The sequence below is a fragment of the Hymenobacter fodinae genome (genome assembly GCF_004745825.1).
Lineage (GTDB): Bacteria > Bacteroidota > Bacteroidia > Cytophagales > Hymenobacteraceae > Hymenobacter > Hymenobacter fodinae.
The window spans coordinates 923,835-943,165 of record NZ_SRLA01000003.1; the positions used below are offsets into that span (position 1 = coordinate 923,835).

Genomic DNA, 19,331 nt, shown 5'->3' on the forward strand with positions numbered 1-19,331 from the left:
GCCTTTGGCTAGGCCTATCCGTACTAGCACAAGCACGGCGGCCGTATTCCCTATTTTTGGCGGCAGCTTCGTTGCTTTCCTCGCCCATATCCCCTCGCCGTTTTTGCGGCAATAAGTACCTTGCGCCTACCGCATGAACATTCATCTTCAGGAAATTCTCGACAACCCGCTGGCGGCCTTGGCCATTGTGGGCAATTTGGTGATAATCGAAAGTCTGCTCTCCGTGGATAACGCGGCCGTGCTGGCTACTATGGTTTCCGACCTGCCCAAGGAGCAACGCCACAAAGCCCTACGCTACGGTATTATCGGCGCTTACGTATTTCGGGGGCTGTGTATTCTGTTCGCCTCGTTCCTTATTCAGTTCTGGTTTTTGAAGCCCCTGGGCGGGTTCTACCTGCTCTACCTGGCCTACGACCACTTCGCCAACAAGCAGAAAAGCTCCGATGAGGATGCCGTTGACAAACAGCAAAGCTGGCTCTACCGCAGCACGCTGGGCCTGTTAGGCCCTTTCTGGGCCACCATTGCCCTCATTGAGCTCATGGACCTGGCTTTCTCCATTGACAACGTGTTTGCCGTGGTAGCCTTCACCGACAACCTGATCCTGATTTGTGCCGGCGTATTCATCGGTATTCTGGCCATGCGGCTAGTAGCACAGGGGTTTGTGCTGCTCATGGCCAAGTACCCCTTCCTGGAAACTGCCGCTTTCCTGGTAATTGGGCTACTGGGGCTGAAGCTGCTGCTCTCCCTGTTTGAGCACTTCCTGCCTGATCATCCGTTTACCACCTTCCTCAGCAGTGAGGCCGCCGATGTGGGCCTAACGGTGCTGACGGTTGCCATCTTCGCCGTGCCGCTGCTTACCTCCTGGCTATTCGGGGTACCCTATCACCAGCGCAGCCGCTAGTCCACCATTGTGCAAAAAAGAAGCCCCTACCGCTGGTAGGGGCTTCGTGCTTTAACGACTTACAATTTCTTCCATCCGCAGTCGGTTCTGGATGGCGTCGGTGGCGGCCTCCAGAATGTCGAAGGCGTTAGTAGCCATGGTGTTTTCCTGATCGAGGGTAGGATTGATTTCCACCATCTCGAAGCACACCACGCGGTCATTATCCAGCAGGGCGCGGCAGAGGCTGATGGCCTCTTCTACGTTCAGGCCATCTACTACGGGTGTGCCGGTGCCTTTGCTGAAGCGCGAGTCCAGGGAATCGACGTCGAAGGAGATGTACACCATGTCGCAGAAGCGCAGCCGCTCGTAAATTTCGCGGGCCACTTGGCGGGTGCCTTTCGCCTTTACTTCGTCGAGCTTGTAGTTCTTGATGCCCAGACGGTCGATAATCTCGTCTTCTTCCTGCTCCGTGTCGCGCACCACCACATATACCAGGTGCTCGCCAGTGACTTTGGGGCCGGGCTCGCCCAAGTTTTTCAGCTTGCGCCAGAAAAACTCGGTTTCAGGCTCCACATAATTGCGCTGGCACTGCAGGTTATCATCGCCCAGGGAAATGGCAATGGGCATGCCGTGCATGTTGCCCGAGGGTGTGGTATACGGCGAGTGAATATCGGCGTGGGCATCTATCCAGACTACGCCGAGCGTCTTGTGCGGATAAGTGGCCTTGATGCCCGCAATAGTTGCGGAGGCGTTGCTATGGTCGCCGGCCAATACCAGGGGGAACTCCCCAAAGCGTAAGGTCTGTTCTACGGCGCTGGCAATACCTTTCTGCACCGTGTAAATAGAATCTATGTGCTTTGCCTTCGGGAAATGGTTTTTCTCGAAGAGCACGTGGTTCAGGTCAGGCACATGTACTGAGTTGAACCGTCGGAAGTAATCGGACCCTTTGTTGAGGCAGGCCACTTTGAGGGCATCTACGCCCAGACTGGCACCACGGGTTCCGGCTCCAAGCTCGGAGCGTACTTCCACAAGCTTAATGCGTCGCATATTACATTGGCAGAAAAGAGGTTAAGGTGGTTTTAATGCTTGCCGATTGAGTGGCCTAGCACCACTCAGGCTTGACGCGCCCGGACCTTCCGGCGCAACCAACGAACAAAGCACAACCAAAACCCCCGCGAGGGGGTATCTTTGCGGGTCCTAAGTTCGCAAAAAGGCCGCAGACAGTCCAGTTTCTTACATTCTTTCCGTTGCGCATGTTGAACAACGTAGGCCAGTAAACTGATTTACTGCGTACTGACTTCCTATGTGCCTCTGACAACTTCCCTGAATGGATACTTATCACGACCTGATTTCCCAAACCTTCGATTTTCCTACCCAAGAGTTTCAGGTAGAACAGAACGAACTCCGCTTCCACGACATCGACCTGATGGCCCTTGTGGAGAAACACGGCACGCCGCTGCGCCTCACCTACCTGCCCAAAATCAGCAGCCAGATTCAGCGGGCCAAGGAGTGGTTTCGGGTGGGCATTGAGAAAATTGGCTACCAGGGCAAATACTCCTACGCCTACTGCACCAAGGCCTCGCACTTCAGCTTTGTGGTGGAAGAAGCCCTGAAAAACAATGTGCACATCGAAACCTCTTCGTGGTTTGATATGAGCATTATCCGGGCCATGCACGCCAAAGGCAAGGTGAGCAAGGATACGTTCATCATCTGCAACGGCTTCAAACCCGAGGAATACAAATACGAAATCACGCGCCTCATCAACGATGGGTTCGTGAACTGCATGCCTATTCTGGACTCGCCCAATGAAGTGGAGTACTACCACGACAACGTGCGCGAGAAGTGCAACGTGGGCATGCGCCTGGCTTCCGATGAAGAGCCTCGCTTCCAGTTCTACACTTCCCGCCTGGGCATCCGCTACGCCGACGCTATTCCGCTCTATGAGCAGAAGATCAAGAATGATCCACGCTTCGAGCTCACGATGCTGCACTACTTTATCAACACCGGTATTAAGGATACGTCCTACTACTGGTCGGAGCTGAGCCGCTTTGTGCACCAGTACTGCGCCCTGCGTAAGGTATGCCCCACCCTGAAGACCATCGACATCGGGGGTGGCCTACCCATCCAGACCAGCATTCAGAAGGAGTACGACTACCAGTACATGGTGGAGGAAGTGCTGCGCACCATCCAGCGCATCTGCCAGGAGGAGGGCGTGCCGGAGCCAGACATCTTCACCGAGTTTGGCATTTTCACGGTGGGTGAGTCGGGTGCTACCATCTACTCGATTCTGGATGAGAAGCTCCAGAACGATAAGGAGCTGTGGTACATGATTGATGGTTCGTTCATCACAAACCTGCCGGATACCTGGGCCCTGAACCAGCGCTTCATCATGCTGGCCCTGAACGGCTGGAACAAGCAATACAAGAAAATCCAGCTGGGCGGCCTCACCTGCGACTCCCAGGACTACTACAACGCCGAGAAGCACATTTACCAGGTATTCTTGCCCGAGCGCAAGCCCGCCAAGGATGATAAGCCGCTGTACGTGGGCTTCTTCCACACCGGCGCCTATCAGGAAAGCCTCTCGGGCTACGGCGGCATCAAGCACTGCCTGATTCCGGCGCCTAAAATGGTCATCCTGGACCGCGACGAAAACGGCAACCTCACCGACCGGGTATTTGCCGAAGAGCAAAGTAGCGAGTCGATGATGCGTATTCTCGGGTACAGCAACTAAAATTTTGGCTGGTAGCTAAGCCCCGTATGTTGCCAATTAAGCGGTGCATACGGGGCTTTTGCTGTCCCTAGGCCACCTATAGCAAAAACAGTACAAAACCAACTTGGACGCACCCCGTCGTTGGGCTACCTTTACCCTCCGGAAACCGGTTGTCCTTATACTTTACACTCTCATGAAGAAAGTTTTACTCCTAGTTTGCCTGGCTACGCTTAGCCTTGGTGCTTGTAACCGAAAGTCGCAGTGCCCCGCTTACACGAGCACTAAAGAGGCATCTCGCCTCTCTTTCCCCGTTACGGCCAGCACCGAAGCCCCCGCTCAGCGCCAATAAGTATTGCACATTTCATGGTGCATGTAGCCCCTCTTGCAGCAGCGAGAGGGGCTTTTTTTATTTCAGAAAGAAACTCGCTGTGTATGCAATTAATTGTACCGCCTGACCGTTCTACCGCAGAACCCTTTCTTTTTGAAGAGGATTGGCCCGGTGATGCCCTCTTACTAATTGCATTTAAACATGAAAAAACTGCTTCTACTCGCAGTCGTTGGCGGTGTTACACTTGGCTCGTGCCGCACAAAGTGCCCCGCTTACTCTAGCACCAAACCTGCTACGCAAACCGCCACCGCCGTTATGGCTAGCAACGCTACGGCTTCAGAGCGTCAGTAATCTACATCAACAAGCCAGTGCGCCCGCCTCAGTTTCCGGACCGAGGCGGGCGCTGCCGTTTTCAACACTGTGTAGGAGCACTAAACAGTTACACTTAATTTAGAACTGTACCGAGAATTAGCTCCGTAGCCGCAGCTAAGTCAGCCACGTGCGGTTGGTATACTACCGTCTCGGAGTGGCCTACGAGAATACCGCGCACACCGGCTCTGGCTCCGGCCTCCATGTCGCGGTACCGGTCGCCCACCATCCAGCACTGCGCGGGGTCGAGGTGGAATCGAGCTATGGCTTTTTCCAGCATCAATGAGCCGGGTTTCCTTGACAATGACTCAGACACGCTGGGGTGTGAGGGTGCAAAGTACAGCGCATCTAGTAGGCTACCGCAGGCACGTTGCAGCTTTTCATGGCAGGCCTGCACTTCTGCTGCTGTATAAAGACCTTTAGCTATACCTGCTTGGTTGGTGACTACAATGAGGACATAACCAGCTTGCTTCAGGCGGGCCAGGCTCTCAGGCACGCCGGGCAACACTACAAACTTCTCGGGCTCCCACACATAGGTCCCAATTTCTTCGTTCAATACACCGTCTCGGTCCAGGAACACAGCTTTGCCACGCGATGCGGTGGCTCCATCAGTAAGTTTCATTGCCCCAAAGCTACAAGGTTGGGCATTGAGGGAGCGTGTGAAGCACGAGTCGCCTGTAGCAGGCCCGCTTATCTGGCCTAGGCCACCCGCGCGCTGGCATTACTGCCGTACCTTTGCGCCCAGCACTTTCGCATTCTCTGCACTCCTGTACTCATGACCATAGCCATCATCGGTGGGGGCATCTCGGGCCTCACGTTGGCCTGGCACCTGCAAAAAGCCGGCGCCTATTATGACTTATTCGAAGCAGCGCCTAGGCCAGGGGGTACAGTGCGCAGCGAGCAGCACGGCGACTATCTGTTAGAAACTGGCCCCAACTCACTGCAGCTAAGCCCCGAGCTAGAGGAATTGCTACAGGCGCTAGGCCTCTTAGATCAGATTCAGGATGCGGCGGCCGTGAGCCAGAACCGCTACGTGCTGCGCGGGGGCCAATACCGGCAGTTGCCTGCTTCGCCGCCTAAGCTGCTTACGGGTAAGTTTTTCAGTCTGAAGGCCAAGTGGAACCTAGTGCAGGAACTACGGCGCCCGACTCTGCCTCCCGACCCTACCGAAACCCTGGCGAGCTTCTTCCGCCGCCGCTTTGGCTCGGAGGTGGTGGACTATGCACTCAACCCGTTCATTTCGGGCATTTACGCCGGCGACCCGGAGAAGCTGCTGCTGCACAAAACCTTCCCGCAGCTCGCGGCCCTAGAGCAGGAACATGGCTCCGTGATTCGGGGGCTGATGAAAAACAAGAATGGTACCGGGCGGCGACGCATTTTCACGCTCAAGAACGGCATTCAAACCCTTACTGATAAGCTGGCCAGCCGCTTAGGACGCGCCCACTTTGGTCAGGCTGTTACCTCCCTGCTCCGCCACGCCGATGATGGCCGCTGGGAACTGGAAACCACGGCCGGCCCCGCCCCCCGCCTCTACGACCACGTAGTGCTGGCCTTACCCGCCTACACCGCCGCTGATCTGCTACGTCCCGAGTTTCCGGAGGCGGCAGAGGCGCTAGGCCAGGTGTACTATCCACCCATGACGGCCATTTACTCCGCTTACCACCGGGCCGCCGTGCAGCACCCCCTCGATGGGTTCGGAGCCCTGCACCCCAAGGCCGAGCAGCCCTACGCCGCCGGCAGCGTCTGGACGAGCTCTATCTTCCCCAACCGCGTGCCGGCAGGCCAAGTGCTATTTACCACCTTTGTGGGCGGCAGCCAGTACGAAGCGCAGGCCCGCGAGCCAGAGGCCGCCCAGAAAGCAGCTGTGCACGAGGAACTGAGCCGGTATTATGGCATCTCGGAAGAGCCCGTGTGGCAGTACCGTTACTTTTGGGAGCGGGCCATTCCGCAGTTTGATGCCCGAATTGTTCCGGCCCACGCCGCCATGGATGCGCTGGCTCCGCTAGGCCTGCATGCTACTGCCAACTGGCGGGCCGGCGTAGGTGTGCCCGATTGTGTACGTCACGCCAAAGCATTGTCCCAACAGCTTTTTCCGCCCCTGCGCTAGCAAGCCCACCGTCCCATGCGACGCCAATAATCACACGATTTTACTGGCCTAGATGAACATAAAGACAGGCTGCTGTGGTTATATCAACAAGAAATAATATTTTCCCTCGTGCAATTCTTAGCGCCTACGGGTCGTCTTTCATGCCACCTGCGGCAGCTCAGAATTGTCTAACGGGTTCTGCGTCAGTACCCACCTGAATCTGCCACTTTCGCACGCTGATCTTCCCCTCCCACCTGGCTACTAACAAGTCGGCCAAGCCGCTTACCTTTGACTAATGAATGACGGGCTTGTCCTCATCCCTACCTATAATGAGCGCGAGAATGCGGAGCTAATTATCCGCAAGGTTTTCTCGCTGCCCAAAGCCTTCGATATTCTCATTATTGATGATGGCTCTCCCGATGGCACCGCCGCCATTGTGCGGAGTCTGCTGCCCGAGTTTGAGGGCCGCCTGTTTTTAGAAGAACGCAAAGGCAAGCTAGGCCTCGGTACCGCGTACATTCACGGCTTCCGCTGGGCGCTTGCCCATGGCTACGAGTACGTGTTTGAGATGGATGCCGACTTCTCGCACAACCCCGACGACTTGGTTCGGTTATATGATGCTTGCGCGTACCAGGGCTACGACCTGTCCATTGGCTCGCGTTACATTCAGGGGGTAAATGTGGTCAACTGGCCCATGGATCGAGTGCTGATGTCGTGGTTTGCCTCGGCCTACGTACGCTTTATTACGGGCATGCCTATCATGGACGCCACGGCCGGTTTTAAATGCTACACGGCCCGTGTGCTGCGCACTATTCCCCTCGACCGCATCCACTTTGTAGGGTATGCGTTCCAGATTGAGATGAAGTGGCTGGCCTACAAATTGGGCTTCCGCATCAAAGAGGTACCAATCATTTTCACCGATCGTACCCGGGGAGCCTCCAAAATGAGCAAGGGCATTGTGAAAGAAGCTTTCCTAGGCGTTATCCGTATGAAGGTTAGCAGCTGGTTTCGGTCTTTTAACCGAAATGAGGATACCTTGGCTTCGGCTCCCGCCTCTACCGTGGTATCCGCAACCCCGGCTCCCGAAACCCGGTAAGCAGGTATAGGGTGCGGCGGCGCTTAAAAGTAACGCCCAGCATGTACCTTACGCCTGCACATGGATAACTCACCTCTGTTCTGGCTTGCCTTCAACGTCTTCGTACTGGCGTTGCTATTGCTTGATTTACTGGTCTTCAATCGGAAAGCCCACGTAGTGCGCATGCGGGAAGCGCTGGGTTGGAGCGCGTTCTGGATAGCCCTCTCCCTTTCCTTTAACTACTTGGTATATCGCTGGCTTGGCAAGCAGGCGGCCATGGAGTTCCTTACGGGCTACCTGATTGAGAAGTCGCTGAGCGTCGACAACCTCTTTGTTTTCCTGCTCATCTTCACCTATTTCAAAGTCCCGCAGCAGTACCAGCACAAGATCCTGTTTTGGGGTATCATTGGAGCCCTAATTCTGCGAGCTGCTTTTATCCTGATTGGGGCAGCCCTGCTGGCTAAGTTTCAGTTCTTGCTGTATGTGCTGGGCGCCTTTTTGGTATATACGGGCGTGAAAATGGCTACTAGTGCCGGGGAGCCCGAAATAGACCCCGACAGCAACCCCGTAGTCAAGTTTCTGAGCCGCCACCTGCCCATCACCAGTCGCCTGCACGAAGGCAAGTTCTTTGTGCGCAAAGACGGGCTGCGGTTTGCAACTCCCCTGTTTGTGGTACTGATAATGGTGGAAACTACCGACGTAGTATTTGCCGCCGATTCTATCCCCGCCATCCTGGCAGTTTCGCGCGATACGTTCATTGTATACACCAGCAATGTATTTGCTCTGTTAGGCCTACGGGCTCTGTACTTTGCGCTAGAAGGCTTGATGCGCCTGTTCCACTATCTGCACTACGGCCTCTCTCTGATTCTGATTTTTATTGGGGGCAAGCTGCTATTTCAGGAGATTTACCACATTCCCATGGGCATTTCGCTGGGTGTGGTAGGCTTCATTTTGTCGATGTCTATCATCTTATCGTTGCTCCTACCTAAGAAGGACGTAAACCCCGCTTCTACTACGGCTGGACCGCCAGAGTAATGGCTTTATCAGAGCTTCCTAGCTACAAGCAAAAGGGCCCGTTGCAGATTGCAACGGGCCCTTTTGCTTAAGGAGTTGGTTTGGTGGGCGGAGCAGGCGGAGTAGCTTCCTGATTAACACCGGCGTCGGAAGCGGGTTGGCCACCTAGCAGGTCGATTAGGTTGAGCGGCTCATACTGCGACGAGTCGGCGGCCACGGTGGTGCGGGCCGTATCAGGGCGCGGCACGAAGCCCATGGCCCGGAGGCCGCGGCCCCGGAAGTTCACGTAGGTGTCCAGGTTTTGGTACTCGCCCTGCGAGATATAGCCCTTGCGCGCCATTAGCTGTGCAATAAGGCGGTGGAAATACCGCGCACTGCTGCGCATATCGCCGTATTGGTTGAAGTTGTTGCGGAAGTACTTCGGCCGCGGAATAATGCTGGCCAGGTACAAGCTCTCCGACAAGCTCAGGTTAGCGGGCTGCTTATCAAAGTAGAATTCGGCGGCCTCGTGCACTCCGTAAATCTTTGGCCCCCACTCAATAATGTTCAGGTACACTTCCAGCATGCGCTCTTTGGAAGCTAAGCGCGTGTTCTCGATAATCCAGACGATGAGCGCCTCCTCTACCTTCCGCACAATCGTCTTCTTGCGGGTCAGGAATACGTTTTTCACCAGCTGCATCGAGATAGTGCTGCCGCCCCGGGCAAACCTCCGCTCCTTGATATTCTGGATAGCTGACTTCACAAAGGCCTTTTCCATAAACCCCCGGTGAGTCATGAAGCGCGGGTCCTCAGCGGTCATGATGGCCGCTTTCAGATAGTCAGACACCTGGTTATAAGGCGTAAACTCCGGGTTATTGGGTCCTACCAGAAAGGTTTTTACGGAGTCGCCCTTGTCGTTGTACGCGGTGTATGGGAACTGCTCGTTGAGTTTGTTTAGGTTCTCGCGGCCGAAGCGCGTCACCCGAAACTTAGTGGCCTGCAACCCCGAGTTAAATTTGAGGCTGTCGAGCTTGTTCATATCCAAGTCGGCGGAGAGGCGATACTTGAGCGTACCTTCTGCCTGCGTGCCCTCCAGCGTTTCGAACATGCCTTCTGGCAGGGAGGCAAAAAAATCGTTAGCCGCCGTCTCGCCCGACTCTACGTTCAGCTTTACTTGTAGGCCTGCCAGCAGCTGGTTACGTTTGGTGAGGCCATTAATTTCCTTGCCAATTACCCGCTGTGGTACCGGCAGCCGCCGCACCGATAGCACGGGGAAGAACTCCATCTTATTCAGCAGCACCCGCGTGCCTTTCTCCAGCGCAAATGAAGCCTGGCCTAGCCGCGTCACAAAGTCGATGCCGCCGCGCGGGAACCGTACGTCGCTGTCAGAGAGCTTGGGATGATTTACAATAAAGTTGGTAGCCGAGGCCGTGCCTTTCACCGTCAGCTCATCATCCGTCAGGTTTTTATCCGTCAGGCTCACCCGAATGGTATCGAACTGTACCCGGGCGCCGTAGCGGCGCTGCACGTAGGGCAATACCACGGGGCGCTTATTCAGTGCAAAAATGCGGGCATCTACCTGGTAGTCTCCGGCGTCAATTCGCCCTTGCACCCCCACATGGTTCACTACTGAGTCGACTACCGCCGTAAGTTGGCCTGTGATGTCGCCATCCTCGATAGACAGCTGGGGCATGGTGAGCGTGGCCTGGTGCCGCGGGCTGCGGTAGGTTACCAAGAAGTTGCGAAAGGCGGCTTCGCCCGGCACATTGTCGAAGGCGGCTTCCAGCACTTGGTTTACCAGCAGGCCATAATTGGTGCCTTTGGTAGTATCGCGGGGCACTACGGGTTGACCTTTCCGCTTCTTATACAGGAAGGAGTAGTTGTCGGTGGTGGCCGTTTTGTGCGCCGTTAGGCGGGCATTGTCAATCTCCAGGTTGCTGAACACTGGCCTACCGGCAAACAGGCTCCGCACACTAAGTGAAGCGCTTACCGTCTGGGCCCGCAGGAGCGTATCGGTGGGCTGTGCAATGGGCACCAAATTCATACCCTCGAGTTGCACGGTATTCAGGTCGGAGAAGTGCGCGGGCCCGAGCGTCAGGACAACCGGAAACTTACGCTCAACTTTTGCTTTTACTTGCTGCAGTGCATAGTTGAGCAGTTGCTGGCGCTTAAGCAGGAAAATACCGAGGCCAATGGCAAGCAGCACTACCAGAATGCCAAGGCCAATGCCGATGTTACGTTTAGTAGCTGGAGTCACGCGAACAGTCAGGGAGAAGAAGAAGCTGCGGCCGGGTTGTACCAGATTCGTGCCGAACCCACCGCCACTTGGAATACAAAGGTAACGAAAAAGCCCCGCGCCGGTTCTGGCCCTACGGCCGACCTTTCGCTACCTTTGGCCCGCTCGTCCAACTTCCTTCTTCGCATGTCTTCAGCTGCCGAATACGCCGTTCTTTCGCCCCTCACCGCCGTATCGCCCCTCGATGGTCGCTACCGCCGCCAAACCACGCCGCTGGCCCCGTACTTTTCAGAGCTGGCCCTGATTCGCTACCGCGTGCTGGTGGAAGTGGAATATTTCATTTCCCTGTGCGAGCTGCCGCTGCCGCAGTTGAGCAGCGTTGATGCCGGGCTGTTCCCGGCCCTGCGCAGCCTTTACACCGAGTTTTCAGTAGCCGACGCGGAAGCGGTAAAAGCCCACGAACGGGTCACGAACCACGATGTGAAGGCCGTCGAGTATTTCCTGCGCGACAAGTTCACGGCCCTAGGCCTAGGCCAGTACCTGGAGTTTATCCACTTCGGTCTCACCTCCCAAGACATCAACAACACGGCTATTCCGCTGAGCCTCCAGCATGCGCTGATTCATACGCTGCTGCCCGCTTATGCTGGAGTGCGCAACCAGCTGGCCACTCGCGCCAACGAATGGGCGGCCGTGCCTATGCTGGCGCGCACCCACGGGCAGCCAGCCTCCCCTACCCGCCTAGGCAAAGAAGTGCAGGTGTTTGTGGCTCGCCTCGATGCCCAGGTAGAGTTGCTAGGCCAGGTGCCCTTCGGCGCCAAGTTCGGCGGAGCCACCGGTAACTTCAACGCCCACCACGTGGCCTACCCCGGCACCGACTGGCACCAGTTTGCCCAGCAGTTCGTGGAAGGCCGCCTAGGCCTCAAGCGCAGCTACCCTACCACTCAAATTGAGCACTACGACCATCTGGCGGCGCTGTGCGACGGCCTGAAGCGTCTCAATACCATCCTGATTGATTTGGCCCGCGACGTGTGGCAATACATTGCCATGGGCTACTTCCGTCAGACTATTAAGGCGGGGGAAGTTGGGTCATCGGCTATGCCACACAAGGTAAACCCCATTGATTTTGAAAACGCCGAGGGCAACTTGGGCATCGCCAATGCCGTGCTCGAACACCTAGCCGCCAAGCTCCCCATCTCGCGCCTGCAGCGCGACCTCACCGATTCTACCGTACTGCGCAACCTGGGCGTGCCGCTAGGCCACACGCTCATTGCCCTCACCTCGCTGCAGCGCGGCCTCGACAAGCTGGCCCTCGACGAAGAAGTGCTACGCCGCGACTTAGAAGCCAACTGGCCCGTAGTAGCCGAGGCCATTCAGACCATTCTGCGCCGCGAAAACTATCCCGATCCGTATAACGCGCTCAAGGCCCTTACCCGCACCCACGGCCCCGTGACGCAGGCAACTATCAGTGAGTTTATCGACACGCTAGAAGTCAGCGACGAGGTGAAAGGCGAGTTGCGGGCTATTTCGCCAACCAGCTACGTAGGCCTGTAGCCTACATTTGTTGTCCGCAGCTCACGTGCTAGGTCAGCGAGGCTGCGGATTACAGGGTGCGCTGCACCCCTCTCTTCTCTTTCCAGTCCAGAATTCCGCTCATGCCCGAACTTAACGGCATCACTGTTCACCCTGACTGCCGCCATTTCCGTGGCGATATTCCTTGCCGCCCCAACAAGGAACACGGCTACCAGTGCGCCAACTGCCCGGTATACGCCCCTATTGAGCACCGCATCCTGATTATCAAGCTCGGGGCCATCGGCGACGTTATCCGGACTACTCCGCTGCTGCGCCGGCTCCGGCAGGAGTTTCCGGCGGCCAAAATCACCTGGCTCACCCTCACGCCCGCCATCCTGCCCGCCAGCGAAATCGACGAGGTGCTGAAGCTGGATCTACCCGCCGTGCTACACCTGCAGTACCGCGAGTTTGACTTACTGTTCAACCTCGATAAGGACAAAGAAGCCTGCGCCCTGCACGATTCCATTCGGGCCCGCCAGAAGTTTGGGTACCGTTTGCACCCCGAGTACGGCGTGGCCTGGCCGAGCAATGCCCTCGCCGACCATAAGTTTCTAACTGGCGTCTTTGACGAGCTCAGTCTGCAAAACCAGAAACCCTACGTGCAGGAGATTTTCGAGCTGTGCGGCTTTGAGTTTCGGGGCGAGGAATACGTCTTCGATACGCACCAAGACAAGGGGTACGACTGGTCGGGGCTGCCTGCTAGTGGCCTACGCATTGGCCTGAACACCGGCTGCGGCGACCGGTGGACCACCCGCCTGTGGTCGGACGAGAAGTGGATTGCCCTGATTCAGCAACTGCAACAGGCCGGGTATGCGCCCGTGCTGCTGGGTGGCCTAGCCGAGGACGAGCGCAACCAACGCCTGCACACCGCTACCGGTGCGGCTTATTTGGGCACGTTCCCGCTGGAGCAGTTCATCAACCTGATGTACCAGATGGATGGTATCGTGACGCAGGTGACCATGGCCATGCACATCAGCATTGCCTTACGCAAGCCCACCATCCTGATGAACAACATCTTCAACCCCTTCGAATTCGACCTATACGGCCGCGGCCAGTTGGTGCAGCCCGACCGGCAGTGCGTCTGCTTCTACCGTGGTACTTGTAAACTAGGCACCAGCTGCATGGAAGACCTCCCCGCAGAGAAAGTATTTGCCGCAGTGCAAGCCAGCGTACCGCGCTAGGCCAGTGTAACTCTTCTATAAAAAAAGCCCTGCTGTGCGCACAGCAGGGCTTTTTCGTTTACATATGGCTGCTAGGCCTAATGGCTCGCTACTTCTTTCAGGGCTTTTACCATTTCCTCCCACGAGAACTCCTTCTTCTTGGCCCAGACGCCAGCCGTAAATTCAGCTTCGCGTTGGTGCTCGTAGAAGTCGACCAAGGCATCGGCAATAGCTTTGGGTTTCGGAGGTACCACATAGCCCACTTCCCCATCCGGAATCAGTTCCGCTAGGCCACCCACATCGGTGACTAGCATGGGTCGCTCAAAGTGATAGGCAATCTGCGAAACGCCGCTTTGGGTAGCATTCTTGTACGGCTGCACGATAAGGTCAGCGGCGCAGAAATAATCAGCTACCTTCTCATTCGGGATAAAATCAGTGGCGCGCACCAGCCGCTCTTCTAAGGCATACTTGGCTATCAGAGCTTCGTAGGGGGCAGCATCTTCATAATACTCTCCCGCTACAATCAGCTTCACGGGTAGTTGTGCTAAACGCTCATCGGCAAAGGCTTCTAGTAGGATGTCCAATCCTTTATAGGCCCTGATAAACCCAAAGAACAACAAATAGCCAAAGGTAGGATCTAGGCCTAGCGCTTGAAGTGCCGCCGACTTTGGCTTCAATGGGCCAAAATTGTCGTAGAGTGGGTGCGGCTTGTATTGCGCTGGTTGCTTAAAGCGCAGACGACGCAGATCGGCCAGCACCGACCGGCTCATCGTCACGAAGCCATGACAAGCCGACAGGAAGTATTTGGTCAGGGGCCGGTCGCCGGGGCGTTTTTCGTGCGGAATTACGTTGTCGGTGATGGCTACCACGCGGGTATGGCGGTTCCGACGCACCAAGCGCGCTACGGTTCCTAGCGCGGGGCCCATAAATGGCAGCCAGAACCGGAAAATCACCAAATCAGGCCGCTGCTTGCGGAGCTTGTTGCCCACGGCGTACCAGCTCAGCGGATTAACGGAGTTCAGGCTTACCTCTATGTCCAGGTCCGTTGGGCCGGGCTCCGTGCTGAACTGCGTTTGACCCGGAAATAGGAAGTTGGGGTACTGCAGCGAGAAGGTAACCAACCGCACCTCGTCGCCCGCGTCGCGGAAAGCCCGCGCCAGCCGTTCATTATAAGTTGCTAGGCCACCTCGCAGAGGATAAGCGGGTCCGATAATGACGACTTTCATAGTCTTGCGTTTCTACTCTCCGGTCCGAGGTGCGTATTCGTAGGGCTTCTAGCAGGCCTAGGACTTTCGCGCCCACTGCCCAGTGTACGTTCAACGGAGGTTTAACCTTTCTTTTACCAAGTAGTCGTTGCGGTTGGAACCGTTCAGCTGCACCATTTCAGCCAAGAAACCCGCCAGAAATAGCTGGACCCCGATAACTACGGCCACCAGCGCCAAGAAAAACAGAGGCTGGGCCGTTACGTCGCGGGCGTGCAGGTTATGACTAGCCAGCCACACCTTTTCTCCCACCAACCACAGCGTAATCAGCATCCCTAACAGAAACGAAAGAGTACCTAAAGCCCCGAAGAAGTGCATGGGCCGGCGCCGGAACCGACTCACGAACGTAATGCTCATCAAGTCTAGGAAGCCATACACGAAGCGCTCCAGCCCAAACTTGGTAGTGCCATACTTGCGCTCTTGGTGCTGCACCACTTTCTCCCCAATCTTGCGGAAGCCCGCCCATTTGGCGATAACTGGGATATAGCGGTGCATTTCTCCGTACACTTCCACACTTTTCACCACGCGGCTGTCGTAGGCCTTCAGGCCGCAGTTGAAATCGTGGAGGTTAATGCCCGATATCCAACGCGTGACGCCGTTGAACAGCTTAGTCGGAATGGTTTTGCTAAGTGGGTCGAAGCGTTTTTTCTTCCACCCGCTCACCAAGTCTAGGCCGTCTTGGGTAATCATCCGGTACAATTCCGGCAACTCTTCGGGCGAGTCCTGCAAGTCGGCATCCATGGTGCATACCACGCGGCCAGTAGTCTCCTTAAAGCCCACGTTGAGCGCCGCCGACTTGCCGTAGTTGCGGTTGAAGCGGATACCGCGCAGGTGCGTGTCTTCTTGCGCCAACTCCTGAATTACCTCCCAGGAGTCATCTGTAGAGCCATCATCAATTAATAGTACTTCATACGTCAGCCCATGCTGAGTCAGCACGCGGTGAATCCAACGGGTTAACTCAGGCAGTGACTCAGCCTCATTGAGCAGTGGAATTACAATTGACAGCTCAACGGGAAAATGTTGCGACAGACGCTTACTCAAACTCGGGACGGGTGTGTTTAGTGATGGCAGAGATGATAAGTGAGATGACAAACCCCGACAACACACTTATCAAAATGCCAAACACAATGGTGATAGGACCGGAACTGAATTTTTGCGCCATTGCCATTGCTTGGTCAATCTGGGCATCATCTATACCCTTTTCTTCCAAGCGCGACCGGGTAAGTTCCATTACTCGCCCCATGTATTCTGGGTCGATGAAGTTTATATAGATATAAGAGAAAACACTACTAAGCAACCCTCCTACCGCAGAAAGAACAGTACCTATTCCTAACCCTTGCCCATAAGTCATAAAACCTCCATTATGCTGCTTGAAGTACTTATGCGCCAGAATGATGCCTCCAATTCCCACTAAAGCTCCCAACCACCGAACAGGAGTTTCTGGGTCGCTGATGAACGCCAGCTGCAAGAAGGAAATTATAGTGGTAATCAGTCCAACAACCAAGCCATAGCGGATGCCAACTGAAGAAGGACTTACTGTGGTAGTAGTGTTTTCCATGGGATAATGCTTTCTAGGGTGAATAGTCGCTAGAAAGGTATACTATTTCCGCAAAAACACGCCGCCCGGAATACTCAATACAATACCTAACAGTAGTTTCTTGACAAATTCATCTTGCGCAAGCCCTTGAGGAGTGGTAGCCAAGTTGCGAAGTGTAGCCTCAAACTGCTGGCGCCCATTGGCTTCTTTCAGGTACAACTCCTTGGTGGCTATTAGGAGTTGCCGGGCTTCGGTCAGGTGCTGCGCAATAAGCTCTGGTCCTGCCATCCGCGCAAACAAATATAGACCTGCTGCTGCTATGCCTGCGGCAATCAGACTAGTAGCTAGTCCTACTCCTATTGAGCGCCCTAGGCCAGGCCCGTTGATATAATACCGCCGTAACAGAATCTGGCTGATGACTGCTGCAATTGGCGGAAAGAAACTTGATAACGTCCGTTTAGGTCCGTAAGGGTTGCTACCCGTGAAGTACAGAAACAAGACCCAGGCGAGACAAAGTGCACCCGTCAGTACGCCGCATAACAGGGCCGTTCGCAGTACGGGGCTAGGAGTTGATTTTACAGGTTCCAAACGCAGAAAACTAGTGACGCGGCAAGATACGAGTACTTTGACCAACCTACGCCGCCTGCGACACTTGTGCAGCGGATGCTACCTGCCGGCGGCCGCCCAACCGTAACAATACACCTTCGGCTAACAAGCAAATCAAGGCGCCTAGCAAGCAGTAGCGCCATAAGGGTATCCCCACCCGAGTGGCTTTATACTGGGCTGCTACCGTTTGGCCCGCTCCCGTATCATACACGTGTACGTTTGGGTGGGTCGTGCCAATAAGCTGCTTCAGCTCGGTTGCAGTATAACTCGCAAGGTTTGATTCCTGCTTATCAATATTAAATGCTAATGTGCTTACAGGCGTACCGCTTTTTACCAATGTGTAGAAACCTGGAGCTTGCAGACCCGGAGGCACATCTAAGACCAGACGGCCCCCTTGTATCCGCTGCGTAGGAATGTAAGAGGCGCTGTCTCGACGCAGTTGGAACACTTGTTCTTGCTGTCCCCTCGTAAGAATATCGTTTGATAAACTTACCGAGAAGGTTCGGTCGTTTAGGCGGTAGGCCAATTGCTGCTCTTGCTGATAGCTCTGCATTGCCAGCCTGTACATCACAGGCACAAACAGTGCATTCTGGGTAAAGTCAGAATAGCTTTGGCTAAATGGAGCCGAGAACAAGTACACAGTGCCCTTCCCGCTTGGAAAAGATGCTAAGAATCCCTCTCCATCACGCAAGCGCAGAATCTCGCTTCCAGAGCGCGCCCACCGTAGTACCGGCGCCACTTTAGGCATTCCGGCAGCCCGCGACTGGCCTACAAATACCTCTTTAAAGAAGGGGTTTTGTCGGCTTGGTTCAGCCACATCCCGCAAAGCCGGCGCTTTTCCAGCTGATTGATCTTCCCATTGAATTCCACCAATGCCAAGCTCTCTAAAGAAGCTCGTGTATGCCGCACGTGACGCAGCTGAAGCAGAGGGAACAATAACCACACTGGCGCCCTGCTGCACCGCTCGGCGAATACTTTCACGTAGGCCAATAGGTAGACTGCCTGCCTCCCGCAGCAGAATCAGATTTGCCTCTGCTATAGCCCGGTAGTCAGTTAATTGACTGTTGGCATGCTGGTAGGAAAACAATGGCTCATTCCCATAAAGCGAATATAAAGTAGCGTCGGCCCCTACTTCTACAATCCGAATCCGAGCCGAGGGCCTGAGCATGAAGTAGAAGGTATTGTCAAATACCACAGGAGAATCTTCGATTTCCACTCGGCATTGCTGAGCAATTTCTCCATCTAAGCGGATTCTTACAGCAGTAGTTACCGCCTCTTGCGCAGGCACACTGAGTTGAAGGGCTGCTGCTTGCTTCGTTCCAACGAATACTTTTACCGGACAGTTAGATACCGCTTTCTGTCCGCCATTTCTAAGCCGGACACGCAACACCGCATCCACATTGGCCCGAATGAAAGCATCATCCAACCACACACTGTCAATAAATACGTTTGCCGCCTCAGTACCAGCTAATGGCACCAGGTACGTTTGCCGACTAGTATCAAAGGAAGCGAGTGTTCTAGCTGAAAAGCTGCTTTTTTGAAAGTCAGAGAAAATGAACTGTGGGCCTGCTGAGACAGCGCTTGCTGAGTTTGATGTGAGCTTCAATTTATCAGCCTGTCCAGAAATCTGTAGCTGCTGAACTTCTGCCCGGTAAGCACTCGCCGTAATCGGCTTAGATTTCTCCGATAAGCTGAACTGCGTAATGGCAAAAAAAGCCAGTGGTAAATCATCGGCCTCCTTAATAGCATTCTCAAAAACTGGCTGGCCATTTGGACCCAATTGAGCCATGCTAGGGCTTTGGTCAATTAGTACTCCTATTGTTCCATTAGTATTTGAGCCTTGCTCTGCGGCCGGAATAAAAGGCTGCGCGAATAACAGCGTTAAACATACTATTAACCCAATCCGGCTTGCAAGCACAAGCAGATGCTTCAGTTTACGCTGACGAGCAGAAACCAACTTAACCTCGCGAATAAATTCCACATTGGTGAAGAGCACACGTTGTGGTCGGCGCAATTCAAACAAATGAATAGCAATCGGTATTGCAATTGCGAGCAATCCTAGCAGAAACGAAGGATATGTTACAGACATCTAGAGAAAGAAAGTACACCGTGAAGATAGACACAAACTCTGCCCATTAAACTCAAGTAAAGCTGTGCTAGTCTCTAATGATGACAACTCAATTGGTCTAAGGGTTCGGACTGCCCATAAACACACAAAGGCCTCGCATCAACAGGATGCGAGGCCTTCTCTATGATACCCTTCCGGCGGCGAGGGCATTGTCCCACCGGCCGGGGGCCTTGAAACGCCACTGAGCCGCTCCTCCCCCGGCGGCGCATCCTCGCGGACTAGGTCCGGGACGCAGCTCGCCCGCTAGGAAAAGCGGCTCAGCAGTTCAGTAAGGTTGGCGGCGACCTACTCTCCCGCCGGTGAAGGCAGTACCATGGGCGCTCCGGGGCTTAACGGCTCTGTTCGGAATGGGAAGAGGTGAACACCCGGGCTAAAGCCACCATTACTGGTGT

At 55.0% G+C, this 19,331-nt stretch carries 17 protein-coding genes and 1 rRNA gene; 9 read left to right on the forward strand and 9 right to left on the reverse strand.

Going from position 1 to position 19,331, the window contains the following annotated elements; all coding sequences use genetic code 11:
* Positions 1-133 precede the first annotated feature (133 nt).
* Positions 134-901, forward strand: coding sequence for a TerC family protein (locus EU556_RS17720; RefSeq protein ID WP_135435445.1), 768 nt, complete (start codon positions 134-136; stop codon positions 899-901).
* Between the two features lie 51 nt (positions 902-952).
* Here EU556_RS17720 and EU556_RS17725 read toward each other — a convergent pair whose 3' ends face one another.
* A complete protein-coding gene (locus EU556_RS17725; RefSeq protein ID WP_135435446.1) occupies positions 953-1,927 on the reverse strand; it encodes an arginase in 975 nt (324 codons plus the stop codon).
* A gap of 280 nt (positions 1,928-2,207) precedes the next feature.
* On the opposite strand from EU556_RS17725, the gene EU556_RS17730 reads away from it, so the two are divergent.
* From EU556_RS17730 to EU556_RS26125, 3 genes are all read left to right on the forward strand, one after another.
* A complete protein-coding gene (locus tag EU556_RS17730) occupies positions 2,208-3,611 on the forward strand; it encodes a type III PLP-dependent enzyme domain-containing protein (RefSeq protein WP_135435447.1) in 1,404 nt (467 codons plus the stop codon).
* A 172-nt stretch (positions 3,612-3,783) separates the two neighbouring features.
* Positions 3,784-3,939, forward strand: coding sequence for a hypothetical protein (locus tag EU556_RS26120; protein WP_167855620.1), 156 nt, complete (start codon positions 3,784-3,786; stop codon positions 3,937-3,939).
* Positions 3,940-4,119: 180 nt separating this feature from the next.
* A complete protein-coding gene (locus EU556_RS26125; RefSeq protein WP_167855621.1) occupies positions 4,120-4,269 on the forward strand; it encodes a hypothetical protein in 150 nt (49 codons plus the stop codon).
* Between the two features lie 94 nt (positions 4,270-4,363).
* Here the strand turns inward: EU556_RS26125 and EU556_RS17735 are convergent, their stop codons facing one another.
* Complete coding sequence (locus EU556_RS17735) at positions 4,364-4,909, reverse strand: D-glycero-alpha-D-manno-heptose-1,7-bisphosphate 7-phosphatase (protein ID WP_135435448.1); 546 nt, start codon at positions 4,907-4,909, stop codon at positions 4,364-4,366.
* A 153-nt stretch (positions 4,910-5,062) separates the two neighbouring features.
* On the opposite strand from EU556_RS17735, the gene hemG reads away from it, so the two are divergent.
* The 3 genes from hemG to EU556_RS17750 all read left to right on the forward strand — a co-directional run bounded on the left by hemG (position 5,063) and on the right by EU556_RS17750 (position 8,483).
* A complete protein-coding gene (gene hemG, locus EU556_RS17740) occupies positions 5,063-6,394 on the forward strand; it encodes a protoporphyrinogen oxidase (protein ID WP_135435449.1) in 1,332 nt (443 codons plus the stop codon).
* Positions 6,395-6,668: 274 nt separating this feature from the next.
* The gene (locus tag EU556_RS17745; RefSeq protein ID WP_135435450.1) at positions 6,669-7,469 is read left to right on the forward strand and encodes a polyprenol monophosphomannose synthase; all 801 of its coding nucleotides are present in this window, start codon (positions 6,669-6,671) and stop codon (positions 7,467-7,469) included.
* Positions 7,470-7,529: 60 nt separating this feature from the next.
* Positions 7,530-8,483: a TerC family protein gene (locus EU556_RS17750; protein ID WP_135435451.1), complete on the forward strand. Its 954-nt coding sequence runs from the start codon at positions 7,530-7,532 to the stop codon at positions 8,481-8,483.
* 67 nt (positions 8,484-8,550) lie between these two features.
* Here EU556_RS17750 and EU556_RS17755 read toward each other — a convergent pair whose 3' ends face one another.
* Positions 8,551-10,698, reverse strand: coding sequence for a transglycosylase domain-containing protein (locus EU556_RS17755; RefSeq protein WP_135435452.1), 2,148 nt, complete (start codon positions 10,696-10,698; stop codon positions 8,551-8,553).
* A 165-nt stretch (positions 10,699-10,863) separates the two neighbouring features.
* On the opposite strand from EU556_RS17755, the gene purB reads away from it, so the two are divergent.
* Both purB and EU556_RS17765 read left to right on the forward strand, forming a co-directional pair.
* Entirely contained in the window at positions 10,864-12,228 is a 1,365-nt protein-coding gene (gene purB, locus EU556_RS17760; RefSeq protein ID WP_135435453.1) for an adenylosuccinate lyase, read from the forward strand.
* A gap of 101 nt (positions 12,229-12,329) precedes the next feature.
* On the forward strand, positions 12,330-13,427 hold the full coding sequence (locus EU556_RS17765) for a glycosyltransferase family 9 protein (RefSeq protein ID WP_135435454.1): 1,098 nt from the start codon (positions 12,330-12,332) through the stop codon (positions 13,425-13,427).
* 77 nt (positions 13,428-13,504) lie between these two features.
* Here EU556_RS17765 and EU556_RS17770 read toward each other — a convergent pair whose 3' ends face one another.
* The 6 genes from EU556_RS17770 to rrf all read right to left on the reverse strand — a co-directional run bounded on the left by EU556_RS17770 (position 13,505) and on the right by rrf (position 19,323).
* Positions 13,505-14,632 (reverse strand): glycosyltransferase, encoded by a 1,128-nt coding sequence (locus EU556_RS17770; protein WP_135435455.1) that lies wholly within the window; start codon positions 14,630-14,632, stop codon positions 13,505-13,507.
* A gap of 90 nt (positions 14,633-14,722) precedes the next feature.
* Entirely contained in the window at positions 14,723-15,709 is a 987-nt protein-coding gene (locus EU556_RS17775) for a glycosyltransferase family 2 protein (RefSeq protein ID WP_135435456.1), read from the reverse strand.
* Complete coding sequence (locus tag EU556_RS17780) at positions 15,702-16,226, reverse strand: DUF4199 domain-containing protein (RefSeq protein ID WP_135435457.1); 525 nt, start codon at positions 16,224-16,226, stop codon at positions 15,702-15,704. The genes EU556_RS17775 and EU556_RS17780 overlap by 8 nt, the downstream gene beginning before the upstream one ends.
* Positions 16,227-16,268: 42 nt before the next feature.
* Entirely contained in the window at positions 16,269-16,838 is a 570-nt protein-coding gene (locus EU556_RS17785) for a DUF4199 domain-containing protein (RefSeq protein WP_317128721.1), read from the reverse strand.
* Between the two features lies 1 nt (position 16,839).
* A complete protein-coding gene (locus EU556_RS17790; protein ID WP_135435459.1) occupies positions 16,840-18,900 on the reverse strand; it encodes a BatA domain-containing protein in 2,061 nt (686 codons plus the stop codon).
* Positions 18,901-19,211: 311 nt separating this feature from the next.
* A 5S ribosomal RNA gene (gene rrf / locus EU556_RS17795) occupies positions 19,212-19,323 on the reverse strand.
* Positions 19,324-19,331 lie beyond the last annotated feature (8 nt).

Bases quoted from the DNA above. Each gene is read 5' to 3' on its own strand.
- EU556_RS17765 (WP_135435454.1), top strand. From the start codon at position 12,330: ATGCCCGAACTTAACGGCATCACTGTTCACCCTGACTGCCGCCATTTC.
- EU556_RS17730 (WP_135435447.1), top strand. From the start codon at position 2,208: ATGGATACTTATCACGACCTGATTTCCCAAACCTTCGATTTTCCTACC.
- EU556_RS17745 (WP_135435450.1), top strand. From the start codon at position 6,669: ATGAATGACGGGCTTGTCCTCATCCCTACCTATAATGAGCGCGAGAAT.
- EU556_RS17750 (WP_135435451.1), top strand. From the start codon at position 7,530: ATGGATAACTCACCTCTGTTCTGGCTTGCCTTCAACGTCTTCGTACTG.
- EU556_RS17725 (WP_135435446.1), bottom strand. From the start codon at position 1,927: ATGCGACGCATTAAGCTTGTGGAAGTACGCTCCGAGCTTGGAGCCGGA.
- EU556_RS17735 (WP_135435448.1), bottom strand. From the start codon at position 4,909: ATGAAACTTACTGATGGAGCCACCGCATCGCGTGGCAAAGCTGTGTTC.
- EU556_RS26120 (WP_167855620.1), top strand. From the start codon at position 3,784: ATGAAGAAAGTTTTACTCCTAGTTTGCCTGGCTACGCTTAGCCTTGGT.
- hemG (WP_135435449.1), top strand. From the start codon at position 5,063: ATGACCATAGCCATCATCGGTGGGGGCATCTCGGGCCTCACGTTGGCC.
- EU556_RS17720 (WP_135435445.1), top strand. From the start codon at position 134: ATGAACATTCATCTTCAGGAAATTCTCGACAACCCGCTGGCGGCCTTG.
- EU556_RS17780 (WP_135435457.1), bottom strand. From the start codon at position 16,226: ATGGAAAACACTACTACCACAGTAAGTCCTTCTTCAGTTGGCATCCGC.
- purB (WP_135435453.1), top strand. From the start codon at position 10,864: ATGTCTTCAGCTGCCGAATACGCCGTTCTTTCGCCCCTCACCGCCGTA.
- EU556_RS17790 (WP_135435459.1), bottom strand. From the start codon at position 18,900: ATGTCTGTAACATATCCTTCGTTTCTGCTAGGATTGCTCGCAATTGCA.
- EU556_RS26125 (WP_167855621.1), top strand. From the start codon at position 4,120: ATGAAAAAACTGCTTCTACTCGCAGTCGTTGGCGGTGTTACACTTGGC.
- EU556_RS17770 (WP_135435455.1), bottom strand. From the start codon at position 14,632: ATGAAAGTCGTCATTATCGGACCCGCTTATCCTCTGCGAGGTGGCCTA.